22 protein-coding genes, 1 pseudogene and 1 riboswitch are annotated in these 23,625 nt (G+C 33.2%); of the genes and pseudogenes, 18 read left to right on the top strand and 5 right to left on the bottom strand.

The window, feature by feature from the left end; translation table 11 throughout:
• Positions 1-18 precede the first annotated feature (18 nt).
• Positions 19-563, top strand: a pseudogene (locus NST63_RS14215) (GNAT family N-acetyltransferase).
• 98 nt (positions 564-661) lie between these two features.
• Positions 662-1,456: a phosphotransferase family protein gene (locus NST63_RS14210; RefSeq protein WP_341042648.1), complete on the top strand. Its 795-nt coding sequence runs from the start codon at positions 662-664 to the stop codon at positions 1,454-1,456.
• 152 nt (positions 1,457-1,608) lie between these two features.
• Here NST63_RS14210 and ccsB read toward each other — a convergent pair whose 3' ends face one another.
• Entirely contained in the window at positions 1,609-2,802 is a 1,194-nt protein-coding gene (gene ccsB, locus NST63_RS14205) for a c-type cytochrome biogenesis protein CcsB (protein WP_341042647.1), read from the bottom strand.
• Between the two features lie 317 nt (positions 2,803-3,119).
• On the opposite strand from ccsB, the gene NST63_RS14200 reads away from it, so the two are divergent.
• Positions 3,120-3,644 carry a histidine phosphatase family protein gene (locus NST63_RS14200; protein WP_341042645.1) on the top strand — a complete coding sequence of 175 codons (525 nt, stop codon included), beginning with the start codon at positions 3,120-3,122 and terminating at the stop codon, positions 3,642-3,644.
• 176 nt (positions 3,645-3,820) lie between these two features.
• Here NST63_RS14200 and NST63_RS14195 read toward each other — a convergent pair whose 3' ends face one another.
• Positions 3,821-5,062 carry an MFS transporter gene (locus tag NST63_RS14195; RefSeq protein WP_341042643.1) on the bottom strand — a complete coding sequence of 414 codons (1,242 nt, stop codon included), beginning with the start codon at positions 5,060-5,062 and terminating at the stop codon, positions 3,821-3,823.
• Positions 5,063-6,288: 1,226 nt separating this feature from the next.
• On the opposite strand from NST63_RS14195, the gene NST63_RS14190 reads away from it, so the two are divergent.
• From NST63_RS14190 to NST63_RS14160, 7 genes are all read left to right on the top strand, one after another.
• Positions 6,289-7,503 (top strand): MFS transporter, encoded by a 1,215-nt coding sequence (locus tag NST63_RS14190; RefSeq protein WP_341042641.1) that lies wholly within the window; start codon positions 6,289-6,291, stop codon positions 7,501-7,503.
• A gap of 256 nt (positions 7,504-7,759) precedes the next feature.
• Positions 7,760-8,320 (top strand): AAA family ATPase, encoded by a 561-nt coding sequence (locus NST63_RS14185; protein ID WP_212941307.1) that lies wholly within the window; start codon positions 7,760-7,762, stop codon positions 8,318-8,320.
• A 42-nt stretch (positions 8,321-8,362) separates the two neighbouring features.
• On the top strand, positions 8,363-8,893 hold the full coding sequence (locus NST63_RS14180; protein WP_212941305.1) for a DUF402 domain-containing protein: 531 nt from the start codon (positions 8,363-8,365) through the stop codon (positions 8,891-8,893).
• A gap of 82 nt (positions 8,894-8,975) precedes the next feature.
• Positions 8,976-9,521, top strand: a complete 546-nt coding sequence (locus tag NST63_RS14175) for a histidine phosphatase family protein (protein WP_341042637.1) — start codon at positions 8,976-8,978, stop codon at positions 9,519-9,521.
• 146 nt (positions 9,522-9,667) lie between these two features.
• Complete coding sequence (locus tag NST63_RS14170) at positions 9,668-10,606, top strand: aminoglycoside phosphotransferase family protein (protein ID WP_341042636.1); 939 nt, start codon at positions 9,668-9,670, stop codon at positions 10,604-10,606.
• Between the two features lie 22 nt (positions 10,607-10,628).
• Positions 10,629-11,573, top strand: a complete 945-nt coding sequence (locus NST63_RS14165; protein ID WP_341042635.1) for a phosphotransferase enzyme family protein — start codon at positions 10,629-10,631, stop codon at positions 11,571-11,573.
• A gap of 105 nt (positions 11,574-11,678) precedes the next feature.
• Positions 11,679-11,915, top strand: a complete 237-nt coding sequence (locus tag NST63_RS14160; protein WP_341044205.1) for a DUF3977 family protein — start codon at positions 11,679-11,681, stop codon at positions 11,913-11,915.
• A 70-nt stretch (positions 11,916-11,985) separates the two neighbouring features.
• Here NST63_RS14160 and NST63_RS14155 read toward each other — a convergent pair whose 3' ends face one another.
• Entirely contained in the window at positions 11,986-12,780 is a 795-nt protein-coding gene (locus NST63_RS14155) for an SDR family NAD(P)-dependent oxidoreductase (protein ID WP_180211811.1), read from the bottom strand.
• A 235-nt stretch (positions 12,781-13,015) separates the two neighbouring features.
• On the opposite strand from NST63_RS14155, the gene NST63_RS14150 reads away from it, so the two are divergent.
• The 3 genes from NST63_RS14150 to NST63_RS14140 all read left to right on the top strand — a co-directional run bounded on the left by NST63_RS14150 (position 13,016) and on the right by NST63_RS14140 (position 15,375).
• Positions 13,016-13,774, top strand: a complete 759-nt coding sequence (locus tag NST63_RS14150) for a WecB/TagA/CpsF family glycosyltransferase (RefSeq protein ID WP_341042633.1) — start codon at positions 13,016-13,018, stop codon at positions 13,772-13,774.
• On the top strand, positions 13,771-14,295 hold the full coding sequence (locus NST63_RS14145; protein WP_341042631.1) for a tetratricopeptide repeat protein: 525 nt from the start codon (positions 13,771-13,773) through the stop codon (positions 14,293-14,295). The genes NST63_RS14150 and NST63_RS14145 overlap by 4 nt, the downstream gene beginning before the upstream one ends.
• A gap of 351 nt (positions 14,296-14,646) precedes the next feature.
• Entirely contained in the window at positions 14,647-15,375 is a 729-nt protein-coding gene (locus tag NST63_RS14140; protein ID WP_341042630.1) for a nucleotidyltransferase domain-containing protein, read from the top strand.
• Between the two features lie 87 nt (positions 15,376-15,462).
• On the opposite strand, the gene NST63_RS14135 is transcribed toward NST63_RS14140, so the two are convergent.
• Complete coding sequence (locus NST63_RS14135; protein ID WP_341042629.1) at positions 15,463-15,876, bottom strand: YjdF family protein; 414 nt, start codon at positions 15,874-15,876, stop codon at positions 15,463-15,465.
• Between the two features lie 374 nt (positions 15,877-16,250).
• A riboswitch (glycine riboswitch) is annotated at positions 16,251-16,366 on the top strand.
• A gap of 99 nt (positions 16,367-16,465) precedes the next feature.
• Here NST63_RS14135 and NST63_RS14130 point away from each other — a divergent pair.
• The 5 genes from NST63_RS14130 (at position 16,466) to NST63_RS14110 (ending at position 22,329) form a co-directional block, all read left to right on the top strand.
• Entirely contained in the window at positions 16,466-17,794 is a 1,329-nt protein-coding gene (locus NST63_RS14130; protein WP_341042628.1) for an alanine/glycine:cation symporter family protein, read from the top strand.
• Positions 17,795-18,217: 423 nt separating this feature from the next.
• Positions 18,218-18,799 carry a DeoR family transcriptional regulator gene (locus tag NST63_RS14125; RefSeq protein WP_212942664.1) on the top strand — a complete coding sequence of 194 codons (582 nt, stop codon included), beginning with the start codon at positions 18,218-18,220 and terminating at the stop codon, positions 18,797-18,799.
• 6 nt (positions 18,800-18,805) lie between these two features.
• Positions 18,806-20,449: a copper resistance protein CopC gene (locus tag NST63_RS14120; protein WP_341042627.1), complete on the top strand. Its 1,644-nt coding sequence runs from the start codon at positions 18,806-18,808 to the stop codon at positions 20,447-20,449.
• A gap of 30 nt (positions 20,450-20,479) precedes the next feature.
• Positions 20,480-21,106 (top strand): YcnI family copper-binding membrane protein, encoded by a 627-nt coding sequence (locus NST63_RS14115; RefSeq protein WP_212941286.1) that lies wholly within the window; start codon positions 20,480-20,482, stop codon positions 21,104-21,106.
• Positions 21,107-21,336: 230 nt separating this feature from the next.
• Positions 21,337-22,329, top strand: coding sequence for a phosphotransferase (locus tag NST63_RS14110; protein WP_341042626.1), 993 nt, complete (start codon positions 21,337-21,339; stop codon positions 22,327-22,329).
• Positions 22,330-22,398: 69 nt separating this feature from the next.
• Here NST63_RS14110 and NST63_RS14105 read toward each other — a convergent pair whose 3' ends face one another.
• The gene (locus NST63_RS14105) at positions 22,399-23,178 is read right to left on the bottom strand and encodes a methyltransferase domain-containing protein (protein WP_341042625.1); all 780 of its coding nucleotides are present in this window, start codon (positions 23,176-23,178) and stop codon (positions 22,399-22,401) included.
• Positions 23,179-23,625: the final 447 nt, after the last annotated feature.

Genomic DNA, 23,625 nt, shown 5'->3' with positions numbered 1-23,625 from the left:
GATAGGGAGAGACATGTGATGAAAGTTAATGCAAAGAAGTTTTGTAATAAAAATTTATCTTTTACCATAAGGTCAGCGGTAGAGAATGATGCTAAAGACCTTTCAGAGATCCGACTACAAATTGATGGTGAAACGGAAAATTTAGATAGAGAACAAGGCGAATCCTACATAGACGAAAGCGGTTTTAAACAATTAATTTTCGATGATACTGAACAGGATCAAAATTTATTTTTAGTTTGTGAAGCAAATGGAAAGATTGTAGGATTTTCGAGATGTGAAGGGAATACATTAAGAAGAAAGTCGCATATCGTTGAGTTTGGTGTGTGTGTATTACAAAAATATTGGGGATACGGCATTGGTACTCATTTATTAATAAAAACCATTGAATGGGCTGACTCTAATGAGATCAAAAAAATCACTCTAAAAGTTCTAGAAACTAATGATCATGCGATTAAACTTTATGAAAAATATGGCTTTGAGCAAGAAGGCATTTTAAAAAAGGATAAGCTATTATCTGATGGAAATTTTATAATACGATCTTAATGGCACGGTTTAAAGGCTAAAAAAAATAATAATATGTAACATTATTTAAATGGAAATTTTAGTTTATAGTAAAGGGAAAGACATTGTAAATTAATATATTGGTAGAGGTGAAATTAAATTGCAGCCAATACATATTAATGAAATTCCAAATGAAATAATGGAAGATCTCCATGAAATTTATAGTATAAGGTTTCCACGACAAGGATATACCTCCGATATAGGATTAATAGAAAGTACTCGAGGACTATACGCATTAAAAAGGACAAAGGGAGAACTATTTTGTTCTTGGCTAAAGAGGGAAATAACAGTTCTAAACTGTTTGACGCGGGAAACAAATCTGCCAGTTCCAAAAGTAAAGAAATTTGTTCAACAAAAAAATCCGAAAGAATCCTGGGCTTTAATTGATTATATTGAAGGAGAAACTTTAAGAACTGCTTTAACTAATGAGAAAAATAGGGGGAAACACGATGAAATAATTTATAATTTCGGGAGTATCTTATCGCAAATCCATTTAACGTCGTGCCCTAATGATCTAAAATTTCAACAAACATGGCTTGAAGAAATGTTACTTCAAGCTGAATATAATTTGCAAAATGAAAAAGTGGATGGAACCAAATTATTATTAGAAAAAATTAAATATAATAAACCGAATGTCTATAAACAGACGCTCATACATGGAGATTTTACAATTGATAATGTTTTAGTAGCGAATGGAGTAATTACGGGAGTAATTGATTGGAGTGGAGGGGGGTATGGTGACCCTAGATATGATGTATCCTTAGCCATTCGTCAAAAACCCAATGCCTTTGAAAACGAAGTAGATAGACTCATATTTTTTGAAGGATATGGAGAAAAAATAATTGATGATCATATATATGATTATTTTGTGAATGGACTAAATGAATTCTTCTAGTTAAGAATATTTCCCAGATTAAATAAAATGATCCCTATCAACAAAGCATCGAATCCGTATATTCGATGCTTTGTTTTATCAACTATACTTTAATGTAAAGGAGGTAAGCTGTAATTTTTTATTAACTATAATATCAGTTGCCGTGTATTTAATTAAGCATAAGAATGTAAACCAGAAATGATTAAATTAACAAAAACTTGATTAAAGATAATAATACCGAATCCGATAATGGCCATCCATGCTGTTCGTTCTCCTTCCCATCCTTTTCCTATTCTTAAGTGTAGTAATACAGAATAAAATAGAAAAGTAATAAGTGCCCAAACTTCCTTCGGATCCCAACCCCAGAAACGACTCCATGCCAATTGTGCCCAGATCATAGCAAATACTAATCCTCCTAAAGCAAATAAAGGGAAACCAATAACCACAGATCTGTACGTAATCTCATCCATCAAATTAGCATTTACCTTCTTTGATACTGGCTTTATTAAAGAAATAACATTACGTCTACAAATTAGACGAATGACTAGATAGATAAGTGTGCCTGTTAGAAACGACCAAATGATCGTATTTAATTTTTGAGCATCTATCAGTAATGGAGTCTCAATCACACTATTTTTCAAGGATATATGATTGTTACTATCGGGTGATTCGACAATTACTGAGTTCTTTGGAACAGTTAGAGCTGGCAATGTATATTCGTATATTTCTATTTGATCTTGTTTATTTGTGAACTTTATGTATTGCTTATAATTCGTGGTTTGAAAGGCAGTAGTAATTGTAATAAATCCTATAACTACTATTAAGAAATACATAATTAATTCTAAGAAAAATGATTTTTTACTCTTTTCTTTAGGATTAATGCTTTTTAATAAATAGATTAACCCAGTAACAAAGGATATCGACAGGACTGCGCTAGAAAAGGCGACAGTGATCACATGTATGGTTAACCATTTACTTTGCAAGGCTGGAATAAGTGGTGAAATTTCTTTAGAAAAAGCGTTTGCATAACCAAGAATAATTAATGAAATGGGAAGAATGAAAAGTCCCATCACACTTTGACGATAAATATAGTACAAAATAAAAAAACTACCAACTAGCATAATTCCAAAGAAAGTCATAAATTCATAAAGGTTACTAACCGGAGCATGCCCAGAAACATACCATCTACTAATAAAATAAATAAGTTGCAGTATAAATCCTAATAGAGTTAATAAAAGAGCAACTCTAGAAAATATATTCCGTTTTGATTTCACTGATAAACCCCAAGGTAAAATAGCAATTAAATAAATAAGAAAAGAGAGATATAATGATGTACTGCTCAGCTCAATTAATGATTGTGTAGACATTGAAACACTCCTAAACTTCTTTTGGTTACACGGATATATCATCATCTTGTTAAATTTTTTGTTAAACTATATCCAATCAATTACATTTTACCTGTTATGTGCCAAAAATGGAGAATAATATTTGAAAATTATGTGTCTCAATTCCCTCTTCTCTTTATTATTTTAAGATTTGTATTTCTTTTTCAAAAATCTGCTAAAACACCTATAGAAAGACTTCCTAAGAATAAATGGAACTACTATTAAATTGAAAGCAATGTAACAGTTGTAATATATATCCATTCTTGTTATAAATAAATCATATTTTCGGAGGTGGAACGATGATCTATATTATCAGACATGGTGAAACAGATTTAAACAAAGAAAGAAAACTGCAAGGACGCAATGGTTATCCACTAAATAAAAATGGAATCATACAAGCTGAGCATTTAAGAACTAAACTACAAGGAATAGAATTTAATCATGTGTACTCATCACCACAGGAGAGAGCTGTTGAAACTGCTCAAATAGTTTCAGGTCGGAATGTAATAGTCGATAATAGACTTGATGTGTTTGAATTAGGAGAAGCAGATAATTTAAAGATAAGCGAAGTAAAAATGGATGGATTCATCCCCGATGCAAGTGTGTATAAAGGTATCGAAGACACTGAAAGCTTTGTGAACAGAGTCTTTAATTTTATGAGGGAATTAGAACATCAACATGCTGAGAGTAAAGTAAATATTTTAATATCAGGACATAGATGTACTACAGGTTGTATGGGTGCCTATTTTGAAGGTATCCCTGAAAATCGGAACATATTAAAATATTCATCAGATAATGGTGATTATAAAGTATATCAATTTTAATATTTTTATTTAGTCATAGAATTTTAAACGGGATAGCCTATTTAAAGAATTTAATAGGAAGGTTCAATGGAGAAGCATGACAAATACTAAAAACGGTTGGAACAAGGATGTAAAAATTACCATATCCAGAATAGTTGATGGTAGTTTACTATTCTGGATACGATGAAAGAACTACATTATATACTTTGCTTTACATGTATTTTATATAGAAAAATATAACAAGCTCCACCAAGTAATGCACAAAAAAGTATGAGGCCAAACACACCTATAGGTGGGGTCCATTCAGAAAGAAAAACTGTAATAGGGGCTAAAAATCTTCCGATCGTAAATTGTAATTTAGAAGCACCCATGTATTGACCTCTCGCATTCTTAGGAGCATAGTCACTAATAAAATTATTTAATACAGGTGAACGAACGAGTTCACCGAAAGTAAAAATAATGGTGAGAAAAAATAAAAGCCAAATGTTTGTTGTGAATCCAACGAAAAACATACCCACCCCAGTCAAAATGGCTGAAAGGATAAAGACATCACGGTCACTCCAATGTTTAAGCCATCTTGTAACAGGTATAACAAATAGAACAAAGAGTAGACCGTTCAGTCCTAGTAACCATCCTAGTATATCGGTATTGTTGAGTTTTATTGAAAAGTTTCTCCAAGAAATCAGAGATTGAGAGGGGACATGCTCAGTAATATATATGGCTAAATATAAATCTAATTGCATAATCGCAATGACTGAGAAAACTCCGCCCATTATATATAGAATAAATATTTTATCCCGAAAGATCATTCCATAGCTCTTCCATTGTTCTTTGATTAATTGCATATTTACACTTCTATGAATAGATTTTTTTGTATAGTTAGGCATGGATTCAGATATCTTAAAATAGATCGTTATTGAGTAAACTAACATGACAATGGTACAAATCCATAAAAGTTCACTTCGATAATGAAAGAAAAAGAATGCACCTAATGCGGGTCCTAATACCGCACCAATATTATTACTGGTAATAAACGTAGCAAAAACTTGTCTCCTTTCTTTTTCTGGAACTAAATCAGCTACCATTGCATCACTAGCAGGCCCATATAATCCACCACCTAAACCAATTCCAATAAAAGCCAAATAACTAATCCAAGGTGAAGATGCCATAGCGAAACAGGCAAACATGATTGTTCGAAGGAACGAACCCAATAGCATAACAGGTCTTCGTCCTAAATAATCAGCTAAAATTCCACCGATCATATTACTTAGCAAAATAATTAATGGTGGACATGTCATCAATATTCCTGCAACATGGCTACCCAATTCTTTACTAAAATATACTGTTATGAAAGGAAAGTACATCCAATAAAATAAATTAAATAAAGTTTCTCCAGCTAATCGAATTTTTAAATTGGATTCCCATAAGGCTATTTTCAAAATATCCCTCGTTTCTACTATGATTTTTTACAGGATCGTGTCTTTTTACAAAAACAACAAACTATACAAAATCACCATTTTTAAAGAAATTTCCGGCCGGTTATAAAAATATAGAATATTTTTTATATTAAATATAGACTTATAATTAATTTTAATTTATACTATTAATATGGAAATCAAGGAATCTTACTTTTTAATTTGAATGCACTACAAAAAGAACATACGTTCGATTTTGGATCGGTGCTATTTTTGCAGCGTCTTTTTTTATAAAAACATAATGTTTATGGATTAAGCCTAGTTAGTAATGAAGGGGAACTTCATTACTAACTAGGCTTCATTTTGTTTTGGTAAGGTTTATATTCAAAGGGAGGGAAAGGTGCCCGCGACAGGAGAAAACACGGGTTCGGGGTAAGCAAAGTGAAAGAAAGGTACCTTAAAAAGGGAAATGTGGGTTGATGGTAACTCAAGTGAGAGAAAGGTGCCCCAAAAGGAGGAAAATGTCGCTTCACGGTAACTAAAGTGAGAGAAAGGTACCCGAAAGAGAGGAAAACGCGTGTTCAGGTAACCAAAATGTAAGAAAGGTGGTGCCCGAAAGAGAGGGAAATACGTGTTCAAGGTAACCAAAGTGAGAAAAAAGGTACCCGAAAGAGGGGGAAACGCGTGTTCAGGGTAATCAAAGTGAAAGAAAGGTACCCCAAGAGGAGAAAAAGCCGATGCACGGTAACTAAAGTGGGAGAAAGGTACCCAAAAGAGAGGAAAACGCGTGTTCAGGTAACCAAAATGTAAGAAAGGTGCCCGAAAGAGAGGAAAAAACGGGTTCAGGGTAACAAAAGTGAGGGAAAGGTGCCCCAAAAAAGGAAAATGCCGCTTCAGGGTAAAAAAAGTGAGAGAAAGGTACCCGAAAGAGAGGAAAACACGTGCTCAGGGTAACTAAAGTGAGGAAAGGTGCCCCAAAAGGAAGAAAACACGTGTTAAGGGTAACTAAAGTGAGACAAAGGTACCCGAAGAGGAGAAAAATGCCGCTACACGGTAACTAAAGCGTGAGAATTGTACCCGAAAGAGAGAAAAAAACGTGTTCAAAGTAACCAAAGCAAGAAAATTGTACCCCAAAAGGAGAAAAACACCTATAAATAGTAACTAATACGAGCGAATAATTCCCAATCGTAAGAAAACCCCGTTTACACGGGGTTTTTTATAATTTGAATTTAGTTTAAGGAGTGAAGGAAATGGGAGAAGTGATTAAGAATTCGAATTTTCGCAAATTGTTTTTGTCTAATTTGTTCTCAGGAGTTGGTCAAGGTATGACCATGATAGGGATATCGTGGTATATGGTTGAATTGACAGGTACTGCTAGATTACTTGGCTCAACGATGATTATTTCTGCGATACTTACGTTACTCATTGGTCCTTTTGCTGGGACGATGATCGACCGTTTCTCTCGTAAGGCCATACTGCAATTTGAACAGTTAGCGGGTTTCACGGTTTTATTGACCGTAAGTGTATGGGGATGGTTGGGAACCTACTCTGAATGGATGATGGTGTTCATTTATTTATCAAGTATTTTCATTTTTTATATGTATGAATCTGCACAATCAGCGTTTGTGCAAGAAATTTTTGAACCAAAACTATACGGATCTATTAATTCGTTTTTGGAAATTGAGAACCAAACAGCATTAGTCTTATCAGGGGCACTAGCTGGAATATTGCTAGAGAAATTTGGACTGCATGTAGTTTTAATACTTAATGCATTAGCCTATTTACTTGCATTTTTAAATTTATTAGGTATCAACTATGTCTCTACTAGTAAAGAAAAATTGAAATTAGATACTAGAAACTCTTGGTTATCCATGTTCTATGAAAGCTGGAGATTTATTAAAAGGAGAAGGGGATTAATGATATTCGGTGTGGCAGCACTGATACCTTTTATTGCGGTTATGCTGGTAAATCTATTAAATCCGATCTTTGTCAGTCATAGTTTAAAAGCGGATGTAAAAATCTATTCCCTTGGAGAAGTTACGTATTCTATTGGTGCACTAATTTCTGGAATATGTACGACTATTATTACACGGAAATTGAGTTCATCCTCTTATATGGTCGCAAATTATTTTATGATGATCGTGGCACTTATACTAACGGTCACCTTTCCAAAGGCAGGGATTTTTTTATTATGTTCAGCTTTAATAGGATGGTGTAATGTTTCAACTCGTCTTATTAGACAGAATATGTATATGGAATTATTACCAAATCATTTAATAGGAAGAGTATTGAGCTTTTTTAAATCAATTGGTACATTATTAAGACTTTTACTATTAGCCCTTTTTACAATCATCATTGACTTAAATGGTGTATCAGTTGGATATTTCATATTAGCAGGAATTTTATCAGTGGCGACAATTGGAATATTCTTATCCTTCCGTCTTCTGTTGAAGGAGATAGATTGATTACGAAAGTGCACGCTAGTGGATGTTCAAAAAAACTTTAGAAAATATCTTCCTAAAATAGAAGAGGTTTACATCTAAATTTAAACATGTTTCATAGTTGTTGATAAAAATAGAATATAACAAATTTTACATAAATTATAGTATGATGTATCTATAATCATGATTGATCATCTGACATCTCTTATAGAGTAAAATGTTGTACTCGTCTTATGATTGGGTCATGAAAAAAATTCAAGTAGGAAATTAAGGAGGAGCTATGAAACTTGTTTTAATATTTGGTCCACAAGCAGTTGGGAAAATGACAGTAGGTCAGGAATTAGCAAGGATAACAGATTTAAAGCTATTTCATAATCATATGACTATTGATTTAGTTAGCCATTTTTTTGACTACGGAACAAAAGAAGGCAAAAGATTAGTTGGATTGTTTAGGGAGGAAATATTTGAAGAGGTTTCAAAAAGTGATTTATATGGTTTGATTTTTACATATGTATGGGCATTTGATCTTCAATCAGATTGGGATGAGGTAAACAAAATATGTAATATTTTCGAATCAAAAGGAGGAACCGTCTATTTTGTAGAATTGGAAGCTAATCTTGAAGAAAGGCTTGAAAGAAATAAAAGTACGAATCGATTAAAGCACAAACCTTCTAAAAGAAATATTGAATGGTCGGAAAAAGATTTAATCAGTTCTTTGAAACAATATAGATTAAATTCTTTTGACGGTGAAATTCAAAAGGACAATTATTTAAAAATAAATAATACGAATGTAAGTGCAACAGAAGTGGCGGAAATAATTGTGAATAAGTTTAAGTTATAAAGCTTTAGTTGGAGAGAAGTTAATATTAAAGGGGAAATCTACATGATATACACACCAAAGACAATAATAGAAAGAAAAATCCGTTATGATTCTAGTATTGTGGAACATTCTTGTCTATTACTAAACTCGAACCAGCAAAAAGTCGTTTTATTTCATAGAATCGCTGAATCCTTTACGATGAAAACTAGTAATAATCAATTAACTATCCCTAAAGGAAGTTATACCCTTGCCCATTATTGGTGTGATCGTCCCTATAATTTATATATATGGAGAGATATGTTGGGGAATTATTTAGGAGCTTATTTTAATATTGTAAAAAATACATATGTGAAGGATAGAGTTTTGTCATTTGAGGATTTGATTATTGATGTTTTAGTTTTTCCAGATGGACAACACTATGTTCTGGATGAAGATGAGTTGCCTGAATCACTTGATCGGTTTGAAAATGGATTTGTTAATAAAGCATTGGTTGACTTACAAAATTCAATTGATGATCTCCTTCCGAAACAAATATGTGAAACCATGAAACTATATAATCATGAGAGTGTAATTCCTTTATTAAAGAATGATTGAAACAGAGATTATCAAATAAAACAATCCTTAACAACTCTAAAGACACTATAGTTAACGCATGAATCAATAAAAGGAGAAAAAGATGTCTAAAATTATTTATCTTGTAAGGCATTGTCAAGCTGAGGGGCAAAAGTTTGATGCTGATCTGACCCCAAAAGGTATCGAACAGTCCCTTTTACTTTCAGAATACTTTATGAAAAAAAATATTGATATGATCATTTCTAGTCCCTATAAGAGGGCAATTAAATCTGCAACACCATTTGCAAAAACAATCAGTAAAGAAATTATTAAGGATGAACGCTTATCAGAAAGAGTTTTAAGTTCTAAAGACCATTCTAATTGGTTAGAGATGCTTGAAGATTCATTCACAGAGCTAGATTTATGTTATCCAGGTGGTGAATCAAGTAAACAGGCGATGAATCGTGGAATCACAGTAATCGAAGACGTTTTAACATGTAGTTCCAATCATATAATGCTTGTCACTCATGGGAATTTAATGGCTTTAATGATCAAGCATTTTCAACCATCTTTTGGATTTAAACAATGGCACCAATTATCGAATCCAGATGTATATAGCTTAGTATTTGAAGATTACATTCCTAAAATACAACGAATATGGATTGATTGAAACATGTGAAGGATTGGTTTCCAGTCCATTATTAAGATAGGTGTAAAATTGGACAAGTGAATCATTTGTAAATCTATTTCATAATGTTGATGAAATTATTTTTAGAAATGTTCATGCCAATTTGAATATATGTAAAGGGGAAATATATGATTCAACTACCTATTAATTTTATAAAAACGATTAAATCAGTTCACAAAGAAAAAGGAGATTTATGGCTACACGATTTTCACAGGTTAATTGTGGAATGTGAGGATCGTTGGCAATTACAAATACTACAGCCTTTCGATTTGTCTTATAATTTTGTAGCCCCTGCCAATAGACTAGATGGTACTGAGCTGGTAGTGAAACTTGTAATACCAGGTAAGGAATTTCAAGCAGAGGTAGAGGCATTATCTTTATTTGATGGAAGAGGCATGGTAAAAATGCTCGATGTAGACCTAGAAAAAGGAATTCTTATTTTAGAAAGGCTATATCCAGGGAATACACTTGCTACTCTAGATAATGATGTAGAAAAAACATATATTGCTGCAAATATAGCTAAAAAATTATGGACTCATGTACCTAAAAGTGCTTATATTCCAAAAATTTCTGAGAGAGAAGAGCAGTTTTGGAAAATTTATAATAAGCACCCTAATGGTTTCGGTCCATTTTCAAAGGAAGATCTTTATCACGCAGTAAACACCTTTAGTTTATTGAATAGAAAGAAGGAGAAATTGTTTTTACTTCATGGTGATTTTCATCATTACAACATCTTGAATGATGGGAATAATTCATGGACTGCCATCGATCCAAAAGGATTAATTGGTGAAAGAGAATATGATATTATCCAGTTTTTATTAAACAATCTTCAAGATGAAAATGTGTTAGAGGTAATAGATAAGAGGATTAATATATTTGTAGAAGTATTAAAACTTAATAAAGAAAGAATTCTATTATGGGGTTATGCACATGCTGTGTTAGCGACGTGTTGGTCGGTAGAGGACAATGGTCAATATAATCAAGCATTTTTAAATAGTGTAAAAGTGTTTAAAGACTTGCATAGTGAATATTTCGGAAAATGTAATGAATGCCTTTTGGATAAATAATCTAGAAAAAGGGTGAATTAACGTGAATATATCAATACTTGAGATCGGTGCAAAACGGTTTGGTACGAATGCTTCATCTCTGCGACTGTTAGGTGGATTTGATCAGAATGTATATGAATGCAAGTTACATAAAAATTTGATTATTAAATTTTTATCAAGTGAAAATCACTCCTATACTACGATAAAAGCGGAATTAAATTGGATGAATTATTTATCAAGTAATGGACTATTTATTGCAAAGCCGATAGTATCTCAAATGGGAAATTTAATAGAAGAAGTTCAGACAGATCAAGATAATTATTTCGTTATTGCGTTTGAAAAAGCAAAGGGAACGATTAGACAAGAAATAGATCATGATTTTTCCTTAATACATAATTGGGGGAAAGTAATGGGGAAAATGCATTATTTAGCTAAAAACTATCTTCAGGATCAACCAGATCACTATAAGCATTGGAATAAGGAAAAAATAATAGTTGAATACCCAGAAAATCTTGGACAGATTATTCTGAAGAAGTGGAATTGGTTTTTAGAAGAGTTAAATAAATTACCGAAAGATGAACAATCCTATGGTCTTATTCACCATGATCTCCATCATCAAAACTTTCATGTGTATAAAGAAGAGATTATAGTTTTTGATTTCGGAGATATTGAATATCATTGGTTTGTTTATGACATTGCTATTTCAATGTATCATGCCATTCAAACGATCCCTTCATCAGATAAGAGAAAAAAACAAGAGTTTGCTAGTCGTTTTTATGAAACATTTATAGAAGGATATTTAGAAGAGAATTCACTAAACAAAGATTGGTTTTCTTATATTCCTTTTTTTCTTCGATATAGACAAATCTATTCATACATTTATTTATTAAATTATTTAAAAGTTGATAACGCACAACCGAATATTCTCAAAGCGTTAAGGAATATGAAGAATAATATTGAAAATGATATTCCTGTTATTGATTTTTAGCTGGAATAATGAATTATCATGCAAACACAGTTCATTTAATGAGGAAGATTAGAAGTTAAGTGAATGCTATGGAAAAGAAAATTTATTTTAACAGGAGGAATTCCGCTGAAATATATTGAATTCGGAATTGGGAATAAGTGGTTTATAAGAACCGAAACAGAATTAGCTGATGGTACAGAATATGAAGAAAGAGGAGTAACTGGACCAATTGTTTTCAAGTCAGCTTACTTTAGAATTTGGATATCAAAAACAGTTTGTATTATTGACACGGAGGAAGGATTTAAAAAGACTAAAAAGAGAAGGAGAGCCTTCAAGTTTATTTTTGGGATATGCAGTCACTAGGACATGTTAGACACCATATATTCATGGAAAACATAAAGACATATAAATATATATGATGCCTAACAATTTATTAACCTATTAACGCTTGAAAATCAGCAATACTTGGATTTGCCATGTAATGGCCACCTTCAACTTGGATGGTTTGTCCAGTAATAAATTTTGATTCATCAGAGGCTAGGAAAAGAACCGTATAACCAATATCATCAGCTTCTCCATGATATGGTAGGGCATTGTATTTTTCAAAAATACTTAATACTGGTTCTGGCATATTATTCTTTGCAGCTGGTGTTAGAATAAGTCCAGGTGCTACACTGTTGCAGCGAATATTATTCTTCCCATACTGTGCAGCGATATAACGAGTAAGATTTACTACTGCAGCCTTTGATGCTCCATAGGCTGAACGGGTTGCATCTCCTGCAAAAGCAGCCATAGATGCAGTATTTATAATCGATCCGCCACCAGCTTTAATCATATGTGGTATGGCATATCGACTCCCAAGTAAAACACTTTTAGTGTTGACATTCATCAATCGATCCCATTCTTCAAGATCCATATTGACTACATCTACATCTTTTTGTAGATTTGTTAAGCCTACATTATTATATAGAACATCAATTTTTCCATATTTTTCAACAGTTATATCCACCGCTTTTTTGATAGAGTCTTCTTTGGAAGCATCTAAAAATATACCAATTGCCTCTCCACCTGAATGAATAATTCTTTCTGCGGCTTCAGTTGCACCTTCTACATTGAAATCACCAATGACAACTTTAGCACCCTCTTTTGCTAATAAGGTAGCTGCTGATAAACCGATACCTGATGCTCCACCAGTTACTAAAGCAATTTTTCCTTCTACTCGTCCCATCTTTTAATCTCCTTAAATATAAAAATAATAAAAGGTGTTAAATAATCCATATTTTTCTTAATGAAGAACCTTTTACAGTTTTATTTTAACATTTAATTATTAGATATTGAAACAATTTGTTTTCAACTGAGTATATAAATTTATTTGAGTATTAAATGAAGGAGAAAAGTGGGACTTTAAAGAATGTAGGAAGATCGAGGTAAAAAAATGGAACTGAAAAAAGGAGAATGGCAAAATGAATCAATCAGCTAAAATTATGGGAATCTCATTTCCAAAACTTACATTAAATGAGAGTCTACAAATTCTAAATGATGTTGTAAATAGAAACAAATCAGAGCTCTTTCATGTAGTTACTGGTAATCCTGAAATCGTTATGTCATACCAAAGTGATCAGCAATTAAGGAAAATTATTGATGAAGCTGGGCTGGTTACAGCGGATGGTATTGGGATTATTATGGTATCTAGGATAAAACGGGAGCAGCTTCCGGAAAGAGTGACTGGATGTGATATGTTAATTAGGTTACTAGAAATGGGAAATCTGAAAAAATGGTCTTTTTATTTTTTAGGGGCAGATGAACAAACTAGCTTAAAAACAATGGAAATCATCCATTCAAAATACCCAAAAGTGACCATTCTTGGTAGGCATCATGGATTTTATAGGGATGAAGAGGAACAAAGGATTGTTGAAGAAATACATTCTTTAGGACCTGATTTTTTGATTGTTGCAACAGGTGCACCAAAAGCTGAACATTTTATATACAAGTATAAAAATAAGCTGAATGCTAAGATTGCGATTGGTGTAGGGGGAAGTCTTGACATTATTTCAGGTAAAGTTAAAAGAGCACCATTAATATGGCAAAAGTTAAATCTAGAATGGCTCTATCGATTAATCCAGCAACCATCAAGATGGAGGAGACAATTAATTTTACCTAAATTTGCTTTAAAAGCGTTATTTTATAAAGAAAAGAATGGGGGAAATACAATTAAGCAATGAATAAAATGAATGAGAAAATAAATCAAGCATTTACTTATTTTGATAACGGGGAATTAGACAAGGCTGAGCAAATATATCGTGAATGTTTAAGAGAAGTACAAGATAAGAAATCGCAGGAATATCGTAATATACTGCATGGGTTAGGTTATGTGAAAAGCCATAATAATGATTTTGATGGGGCAAGAAAAATATATATGGAATTGATCGAAATTGCCCAATCAACTTTAAATAAAAAATTTGAAGCTATTGCTTTACATCAACTTGGAATGGTAGAAAGACTTGCAAAAAATTTTAATGAGGCACTTCTCCTATTTCAAAATGAACAACAAATGTTAGAAAAATATTTTCCGGATTTTTTTGTAGGAATGTCGGCAAATTTTTATGAACAAGGTATGATATTTTTAAATAAAGGCTCTTTTCTCAAATATTGTTGCTATTTAAGTAAAGTATTTATTTATACATATCCAGTTGAAAAGGTTTCACCCCCTTATTTCACTGAGAAAAGAGCTACAAGCTCATAAGAACCGCTGAATTTTTTATTAGGTGTAAAAGCCGGCAATAGGGCTTTTACAAAAGCAACAATCTTTACAAAAACAGTCTCTATAAAAAAGATTACCTTAATGCTGAAAAATATATGAAAGAATCACTACACTTTGCACATCTATCCCAAGACATGATTTGTCTGGGATGTTCTTGTCGTGGCCTTGGAGAAATATTCAATTCAAAAGGAGAGCAAATGAAGGCTAAAAGCTATTTTATTGATAGTATCGAGGCTTTTAAAAAAGTAAATGAAACAAAAGCAATCGATGAAGTAAAAGGTATGATGACGAAATAAGCATATGTATAGATTAATTTTTGTTGAGGTGATGAAAATGAGGTTAAGTCCTAAGGATGCTGCATTAAAATATGTAAATAGGTATTTTCCTAAGTGCCAAGCTGCAGTTTTGGCAGGTAGTGTTGTTCGTGATGAAGAAACGAAAACATCTGATCTTGATGTTGTGATTTTTGATAAAAACTTTTCTTCTTCGTATCGAGAATCTTTCATAGAGTATGGTTGGGCAATTGAAGCTTTTGTACATAACTTAACATCTTATCAAGTTTTTTTTCATAGTGATAGGGACAGAGCAATCCCTTCTTTACCAAAAATGGTTTCAGAAGGGATTGTAATAAAAGACGAAGGAATCATCGAGACAATTAAAAATGAAGCGAATGTACTTTTAGCGCATGGACCCGAAAAGTGGTCTGAGGAGATCATACGTATAAAACGATATTTTTTAACGGATACACTGGAAGATTATATTGGTTGTTTGAATCGAGAAGAAGGAATATTTATTGCAAATAGGTTAGCTGAATTGGTAAGTGAATTTGTTTTGCGAACGAATCAACACTGGGTCGGTACATCCAAATGGACCGTTCGGGCATTAAAAAATTATGATATTCATTTTGCTGAATTATTTGTAGATGCGTTTGATACTTATTATAAAACGGGAGATAAAAATAAGGTGATACGTCTAGTTAATCACATTTTAGAACCCTTTGGAGGACAATTATTTGAAGGGTTTAGTTTGGGAAAGGAAGAAGCTTTGAACCAATTAAAGTAGGGCAGGGAGTTTGGTAACAGTGTTTTGCAAATGAGCACTAAAAAGAACTAACTAACAATATTAATTGTTAGTTAGCTTGAAATCATGTTATCTACCTTTGTGTTTATTTTTCTTCTTTTGAATTTTTAACTTTCTTTTTAATTCCTTTTGTTCCTCTTTTAATTGTTTGTTTCTTATTATTTTTTCTTTTTTACGTTGTGTGTACTCTTCTTTTATAGCATCCTGTGCCTTTGGTGAAGTACCTATTTGCTTTAATTCTTTTGATACCATCCTTTGAAGTCTCTTTGGATTAATTTTCTTTAAAGATTTTTTTTCAACCGGTATTCCTTTTTGTTGCTGGTTTGCAATTAACCGAGGTAAGTCTTGATAAATAAAGTCTAATACTTCATGATCTTTAGGATCATTTCCAAAAATATAACGATAGGCTTTTAAATGATGGTTCGATACAGTTTCAACAAGTCCTACATAAAATTGACCATCATAGTATATGGTTAACTTCATGATAGTCCCTCCTCTAATAAATATTAGAATGACGGACATCCCGAGGAGGGGAAGGTTACTGACATCATATGTGATGCATTCGGACTACCAACCGAATTGTGTTTTTACATTCTGAACATTATTTTACAATCCAAAAGAATCGATTGAAAGAGTTTTTTTACAAAAAGTGGATGGAACCATCTTATCAAAAATATTATTCTACCAAATTATCATTCTTGACTTATCGTTTTATACGTTTATAATTAATTTTATTAATTTCATAGCATTCGGATGAACCGTGTAGGAGAAGGTCGTATCTGACCTACCGATGGGGCAAGGAGCTGGTCGGACAGCTTTGAAACTCTCAGGTCTTAAACATTAAGTAAACTATACGGGGACGAATCTCTGGAGAGACTCCCTCCCATTGGAGGAAAACGAGCACCGAAGGAGTAAATCCGTCTTTTAATAGAGACGGGATAATCTCTCAGGTAAAAAGGACAGAGACAAGTGAGAAAGACCGATACCGAATCGGTTTATTTTTCTTTGCCTTGTTCTCCAGAGACCATTTCATTAGATGAAGTGGTTTTTTATTTTGTAAAGGAGAATAGATATGGAAAGAGTAAGTCAAGTGTTAGATCACATCAATGATTATGTATGGGGAATTCCAACATTAATCCTGCTTGTAGGTACAGGAATTCTTCTTACTGTACGTCTGAAAGGCTTACAGTTTAGTAAATTATTTCATGCTCTTCGACTGGCTTTTGGTCGAACAGAGGATCAGTCCACGACAGGAGATATTAGTCATTTCCAAGCACTTATGACATCGATGGCAGCAACGATTGGTATGGGTAACATTGCCGGAGTGGCAACGGCTATAACAATTGGTGGTCCAGGTGCAGTTTTTTGGATGTGGGTCACAGCGCTTTTTGGCATGGCTACCAAATATTCAGAGGCCATTCTAGCTGTAAAATATCGTATCATTGGTTCAAATGGGGAATATTCAGGTGGTCCCATGTATTATTTAGAAAAAGGGCTTAAGCAAAAATGGTTAGCGATTTTATTTGCTATTTTTGGTGCCACCGCCTCTTTTGGGATAGGAAATTTAGTACAATCTAATTCCGTAGCTGAGGCAATGAGAATTAATTTTTCAGTCTCACCCTTAATTAGTGGTATAGTAATGGCGATATTTATTGCTATTGTTATCCTAGGAGGAGTAAAAGCGATAGGCAAGGTGACAGGCTATTTTGTTCCCATTAAAGCCTTTGTATATATTATAGCAGGTTTAATTATTATCATTTATCATCTGGATCAAGTTCCAAAGGCGTTTTCACTAATTTTTTCTGGTGCGTTTAATGGAACGGCTGCTGCTGGTGGCTTTGTTGGAGCAACCATTGCTTCAGCAATTCAAATGGGGGTGGCAAGAGGAGTATTCGCCAATGAAGCGGGATTAGGAAGTGCACCGATTGCTGCAGCAGCAGCTAAAACAGATATTCCGGCAAAACAAGCCCTAGTTTCAATGACGGGAACCTTTTTAGATACATTCATTGTTTGTACCATTACAAGCCTTGTGTTAATTACAACAGGTGCTTGGGAGTCAGGAAAGACAGGAGTTGAAGCAACTACTTTAGCTTTTCAATCAGTATTTGGACAAGCGGGAAGTATGGTACTTGGAATAGCTATTATTTTATTTGCCTATTCTACCATCTTAGGCTGGTCTTACTATGGCGAAAAATGTATCGAGTATTTATTTGGTCGTCAAGCGATTCGTTATTATCGTTATATATTTATCATGATGATAGCAATTGGAGCAAATTTAAAGCTTGGAATTGTATGGACATTCTCTGATATAGCTAATGGCCTCATGGCAATTCCGAATTTAATCGGATTAGTTGGATTAAGCAGTGTGGTTGTTATGGAGACCAAGCAATTGATAAAATAAACCATTAATCTAGAAGGCTGTTAATAGAATGATCTATTGCAGCCTTTTTTAGGATAGGAGGAAAGGATGAAGGACTTTGTTATTATATGCTCGCATCTAATCGACTTATATTGCGAGATACAATAGTAGAGAAAATCCTTAAGTATGAAAAACTTTCCGAAGACGGAAAAAGCATAATTGGCACCTGTATTTATCCGGTAACTGAAAAGACTTAGAACAATTTTTTTAAAATAGAGATTCTCACATTATGGGAATCTTTTTTTTATTTGTTATATTATGTTTGATTACAACATAAGTTCACATAAATATCACAAGTATATAGTTGATTTTAGTATATAATGGGAAAAGGTAAACAGAAGCTTTGCTTTTTTATTGTGATTGTTTGTTAAAAGGGAACATAAAGTTAAAAGAGAGGTGATTGTATTGTTACCAATCGAAAGACAAAGAGAAATAAAATTACTTATCCAAATGAAGAAAACATTGAAGATTAGTGAACTTAGCGAACAATTTAATGTATCAGAAATGACGATATATCGGGATATTAAACCATTAGTTGAAGAAGGGTTAGTGACGAAAACATTTGGTGGAATTTCCTTAATTGAAAAGAAAGAGTCTAGTTTACCAGATCATAGCCATTGTGTTTTTTGCCACAAACCAAATAATCAGAAAATGGCGTATCGCTTAATTCTTGCCAATGACAAAATCGAAACAGCCTGCTGTGCACATTGTGGTTTATTACGACATCGTCAATTAGGAGATGAAGTACTACAAGCAATTTGTCATGACTTTTTCACCAATACAACAATTAGTGCACTCCTAACATGGTATGTTTTGGATACCTGCTTGAATATTTCCTGCTGCCAGCCGCACATTATTACTTTTGAAAACCGAGACCATGCTGAAAAATTTGTAAAAGGTTTTGGTGGGAATATTTATGGATTTCAAGAGGCAATGGAAGTGGTAGCAAAAAAAATGAATGGTGATACTGGATGTCACAATCATTAAATACAAGTGTTTCCAGAGCAAAAAAGATTACTAGATAAGGAGGGGACACTTATTAAAAAAATAAAAAATGTTTTACCTATATTCTTTACATTATTTATCGGATTTTTGCTTATATTTATTCAGGCACCAAAAGCTGAGGCACACTCTACACTTATTGAGACGACACCTGAAAAGATGGAGGTTACCGACTCTTCTCCAAAGTTTTTAGAACTTCGTTTTAATGAACCGATTGAACAAGATTTGGCAGATGTTACGATATATGATTGGAATGCAAAGCCTGTAATTTCAAAACAATCCGTTGGCGGAGAGAAACGTTCCAAGATTTTACATATAAATTTGCCAAACCTTAAGCAAGGAACCTATACCGTACAGTGGAGTGTTGTATCCTTAGATGGCCACCCTGTTAGCGGATCATATATGTTTGCGGTTGGTAAGGAAACAAAAGGTGGGGCGGAATCAATTAAATCAAAAGACGGAAGTTCCATTCCTCTTTTAGTAGCAACTAGAACAATTGTTGAAATCCTCTTATTAATAGGAGGAGGATTATATTGGTTTCATTTTATAGCTAAAAGGAAAAAATTCGTAGAACAAGATATATTACCAAAAAAAGTTAAACTAATAAGTTCTTTCATTCTATTACTAGGAACTATATTGGAATTGCTGATTTACACATTATCATTACCTGATGGCTTATTTCAAACGATCATCCATGGACGATGGGATTTATTAATTCATTTTCCTTTCATTGTTATGGTTGCAGTTCAGCTTCTACTTATCATATTACTTTTCATACCTGAAATGGTGGAAGCATGGTATTTAGTTATTTGGCTTTTACTGGTTATTATACCTGCATTTGGCGGGCATGTTTGGGGAATGGAGCATCCTTATATAGCTGCAGTTCCACGGATTATTCACCAACTATCAATCGCATTATGGGTTGGTGCCTTGAGCTATTTAGTAATCTATCTAATTAGAAATAAATTGTTCTCTAAGGAAAAACTATCGACTACATTCCGTTCGTTTTTCGTAAAAAATGTTCTAACAGCTTCAATAATGGTCATTATCTCTGGAATCATTATGGTCATTTTACAAACGGGATGGTCCACAGTCATTACAGAGTGGGGAAATTGGAGTACGATTTTATTTGTTAAAATTTTTCTTGTCGTATTAATGCTACTATTTGCATTGTATCAGACATTAAAATGGAAAAAGATTGGGCGATTTTCCACTCCACGAATACTACGGATCGAATGGCTAATTGCATTGGTGATAATATTTTTGGGTGTTTGGCTAAGCCAATCTGCATATCCAATACCAAGCAAACCTTATAATAGTGTTTTAACCTCTGGACAAGAAAAAGTTCAAGTGAAAATCGCTAAATTACAAGCGGGAGATCAAAAGATGACATTAACATTTCCTGCTTCTGAAAATCATGCGCCTGATAGAGTACAAGTTTCTATGGAAATGCCTAAGCATGGTATGAAATCTGGACCTTTTATAGCAACACTTAAAAAAGATGGAGTTTATCAGGTTGAACTACCATTTACAATGTCAGGTACTTGGGATATGACGATACAGGCAGAGTATTCTGAAATGGAGAGTAAAGAGTGGAAGGATCAAGTATTTGTCAATTTAAGTAGAAATGAATAAAGATGAATTAATTGTTTGGAGGAAAGTGCAATGAAAAAACAAAGTAAAATCATGTCAATCATATTAATGATGTTCGCATTATTTCTTATCGTACCTTTGGTAGCAGATGCACATGTAACCGTACAACCAGATGTAAGTACAACCAATGCATATGAAAAATATACTGTTCGAGTACCAGTAGAAAAAGAGATCAATACAACAGAAATTAAGCTCGAAGTTCCCAAAGATGTTGATCTTGTTTCGGTACTTCCAATGACTGGATGGGATTATCAATTAGAAAAAAACAAAAAGGATAAGATCACTGCTGTTGTTTGGAAAGCGAATAATGGTGGGATTAAGTCAGGAGAATTTGTTGAGTTTTCTTTTATCGGTGCAAACCCGAGTAAGCCAGGGGAAGTGAGCTGGAAGGCACTACAAACATATCAAGATGGGTCAGTGGTAGAATGGGTTGGACCTGCTGGATCTGATGAGCCTGCTTCAATAACAAAAATCCAAGAAGGCGACTCAGTAAAACCTCATGCAGAAAGCAGTCATTCTGAACACAAAGAAAGCAATAAAACAGAAGCGGATAATGCGAGCACGAATTGGCTACCAATAGTGCTTTCAGTTATTGCTATATTACTTGCTTTGATTAGTTTATTGCGCAAACGTAAGTAAGATAATATTATCTATGTGATTGAATTAGATTGATAGTAACAATTGAAATCCTCGGGGCCGCTTATTAAGACGGTCCTTTTCTTATATTCGATGTGAATTTATATCATTAAGGGGCTATGGAAGATTCAGATTAGTTGTAATATTATTGATTTATCGGATATCGTTATCCTCAAAATGACGATATTAATAAATATAAATAAAATATTAAATATCCATTAGGGGAAATGAACATGGAAGAAAAAACTTGTGAACAAATTAAAGAAGATATTTTTATTACACTTACAATGAGGTATAAATTTAATATTTTGGGCGATATAAAAATGAATAAAGGTTATTTGAATTATAAATGGAAAATATACACGGATAAGGGGAACTTTTTTGTAAAGCAATACAATAAAAAACGTTATCCAGACGATATGTTAGATGGATTGGAACGATCTTTGAACCAGCATGCCTATTTATATGAAAATGGGATACCATGTCCTAAACTATTTATTTATGAGAAAAAGTATGTACAGTATTCAATAGGCGGTGAACGATTTGTTTTAATGGAACTAAAAAATGGGAATATGATTAAGGCAGGTTCCGCTACTATCGACCAAATGTATAGTTTAGGAAGAAATATAGGAAAAATGCACAAATTACTAAATACAAAAAGGCAAGTTGATTTGCCTTTACATTGGAAGATTCCTTCAAAAAAACAAATGATGGATAATTGGCTGAGTAGATGGGACGAAGCTATAAAATTAAAAGATGAAATCGTTCTTCCTATATTGGAAAAACAACGTAATATTATTGAAGGGATGCATATAGAACACTTTTCTCAATGTGAAAAAGGCTGGGCACATTGGGATTTATTTGTTGATAATGTATTGTTTACATCAAATCAGGTAGCAGCAATCCTTGACTTTGATCGAATGAACTATGTGTTTCCGGAGTTTGACTTGTCTAGAGCCATTTTATCTTGTTGTTTAAAGGATAATTATCTACAGTTAGAGCCTGTATCCGCATATTTAGAAGGTTATCGTGATGATTGCGACATAACTTTACAAAAATTGGTACGCTCGATACGATTAACATGGTGGAAGGAATCTAGTTGGATTAGAGCAGGAAAGAGTGCAGAGAAAACATTACAACGATTTTGTGAGGAAAATAAGTGGATCGGTGACAATTGGAATGAATTAGAATTTATTTTTTCAGAAATAAATTTACTTCATCATTAATTGTTCCGATCCATACGTAGCTTCATTCTTAAAAATTTCTTGCTTATCGATTAATGGTAAATGCTTTGTTTAAACAACAGCTCGAACAATATAATGTGAAAAAGTAATTGGTAGGCCATTTTCCGATGTGTTTTGTTTAAATATCCTTGTTATTTCGTCAATGTTTTCTTCTTTTATCCTATGAAATATGTTAGGATTTTGCCCAAAACAGCGATATTTTATAACGTCTATTGGAGATTGTAAATATTCGAGGCTATTGACAATTTCTACGACTGCAAAGGAAAAATGACTTTGTTCGAGTCTTTGCTTTAAAGTGTTTAAAATAGGTGTGCCTTGAGAAGGTGAAAAGAAATTAGGAAATAATTGTGGCAATTCCTTCCCCATCTCATCACTTGGATGAAGTCCCAAAATTTCTCCACCACTTTTTACTACTTGTTTAAGAGAAAGATAGGAGGATGTCGGCCCTTTTCGATTGTATGCACAATCAAATGCTTCCTGGTCAAAAGGAAGAGGATCTTTAGAATTACCAACTACAAACGCCATATTTGGGCGCTTATTTTCATTTCCAACTTTTATAAATCGATCAGTCATATCAAATCCAGTAATCTCTTTCGCTAAGTGACTACACTTCATAGTAAACTCTCCATGTCCACAGCCTATATCTAGCACCTTTTTTTCTTTAATCATTCTAGCTACTTCTTTATCAAAAGTAGTTTCACCATTAGGTTCTGAGTATATGGAATTCCAGGGATACTCATATTTTCCTTGTAGGCTACTTAGTTGTTCATACCAATGAACGGAATGAGGTGATACCCAATCTGGAAATGTTGAGGGGTCCAGTAATTTCATATAAAGCCTCCTTATTTTTTTTTTGAAGAAGGTTCGTGTAAACATTATTGTTATTTATGGTAAGTCTTAATTAAATAACTATTAGTTGAATACCGCTAATCTTTTATTTCACTGAAAGAGCTGCACACACTCCGAAATACCACGTAAAAGCCGGCAGATGGGCTATGACAAAAGTAACAACTATACGAAAACAGTCTTGAAGAAAAAGAAGAATACTTGATATAAATGTATGATTATCTATTAAATGCTATTCCATATTCTTTCATCTATATGAGTAAAGGTCTCTTCCTCATAAATTATCATTACATAAACCTATATTAGGAAAGCTAGCTCCAATCTGATTTTCTCTCTAATTGTGTTATAGCTTTTTTCGATTTTCGAGAATTTCTTTAGGGAAAACGTTAAATAAATACGCTTTTATCACATGTAAATTGAATTGTTTCATGA

Origin of the sequence: Heyndrickxia sp. FSL W8-0496, from assembly GCF_038007825.1 — a bacterium.
GTDB classification, from domain to species: Bacteria; Bacillota; Bacilli; order Bacillales; family Bacillaceae_C; genus Heyndrickxia; species Heyndrickxia oleronia.
The sequence above is the reverse complement of the archived record's forward strand: the minus strand, read 5'-3'. Positions and strand labels throughout refer to the sequence as shown.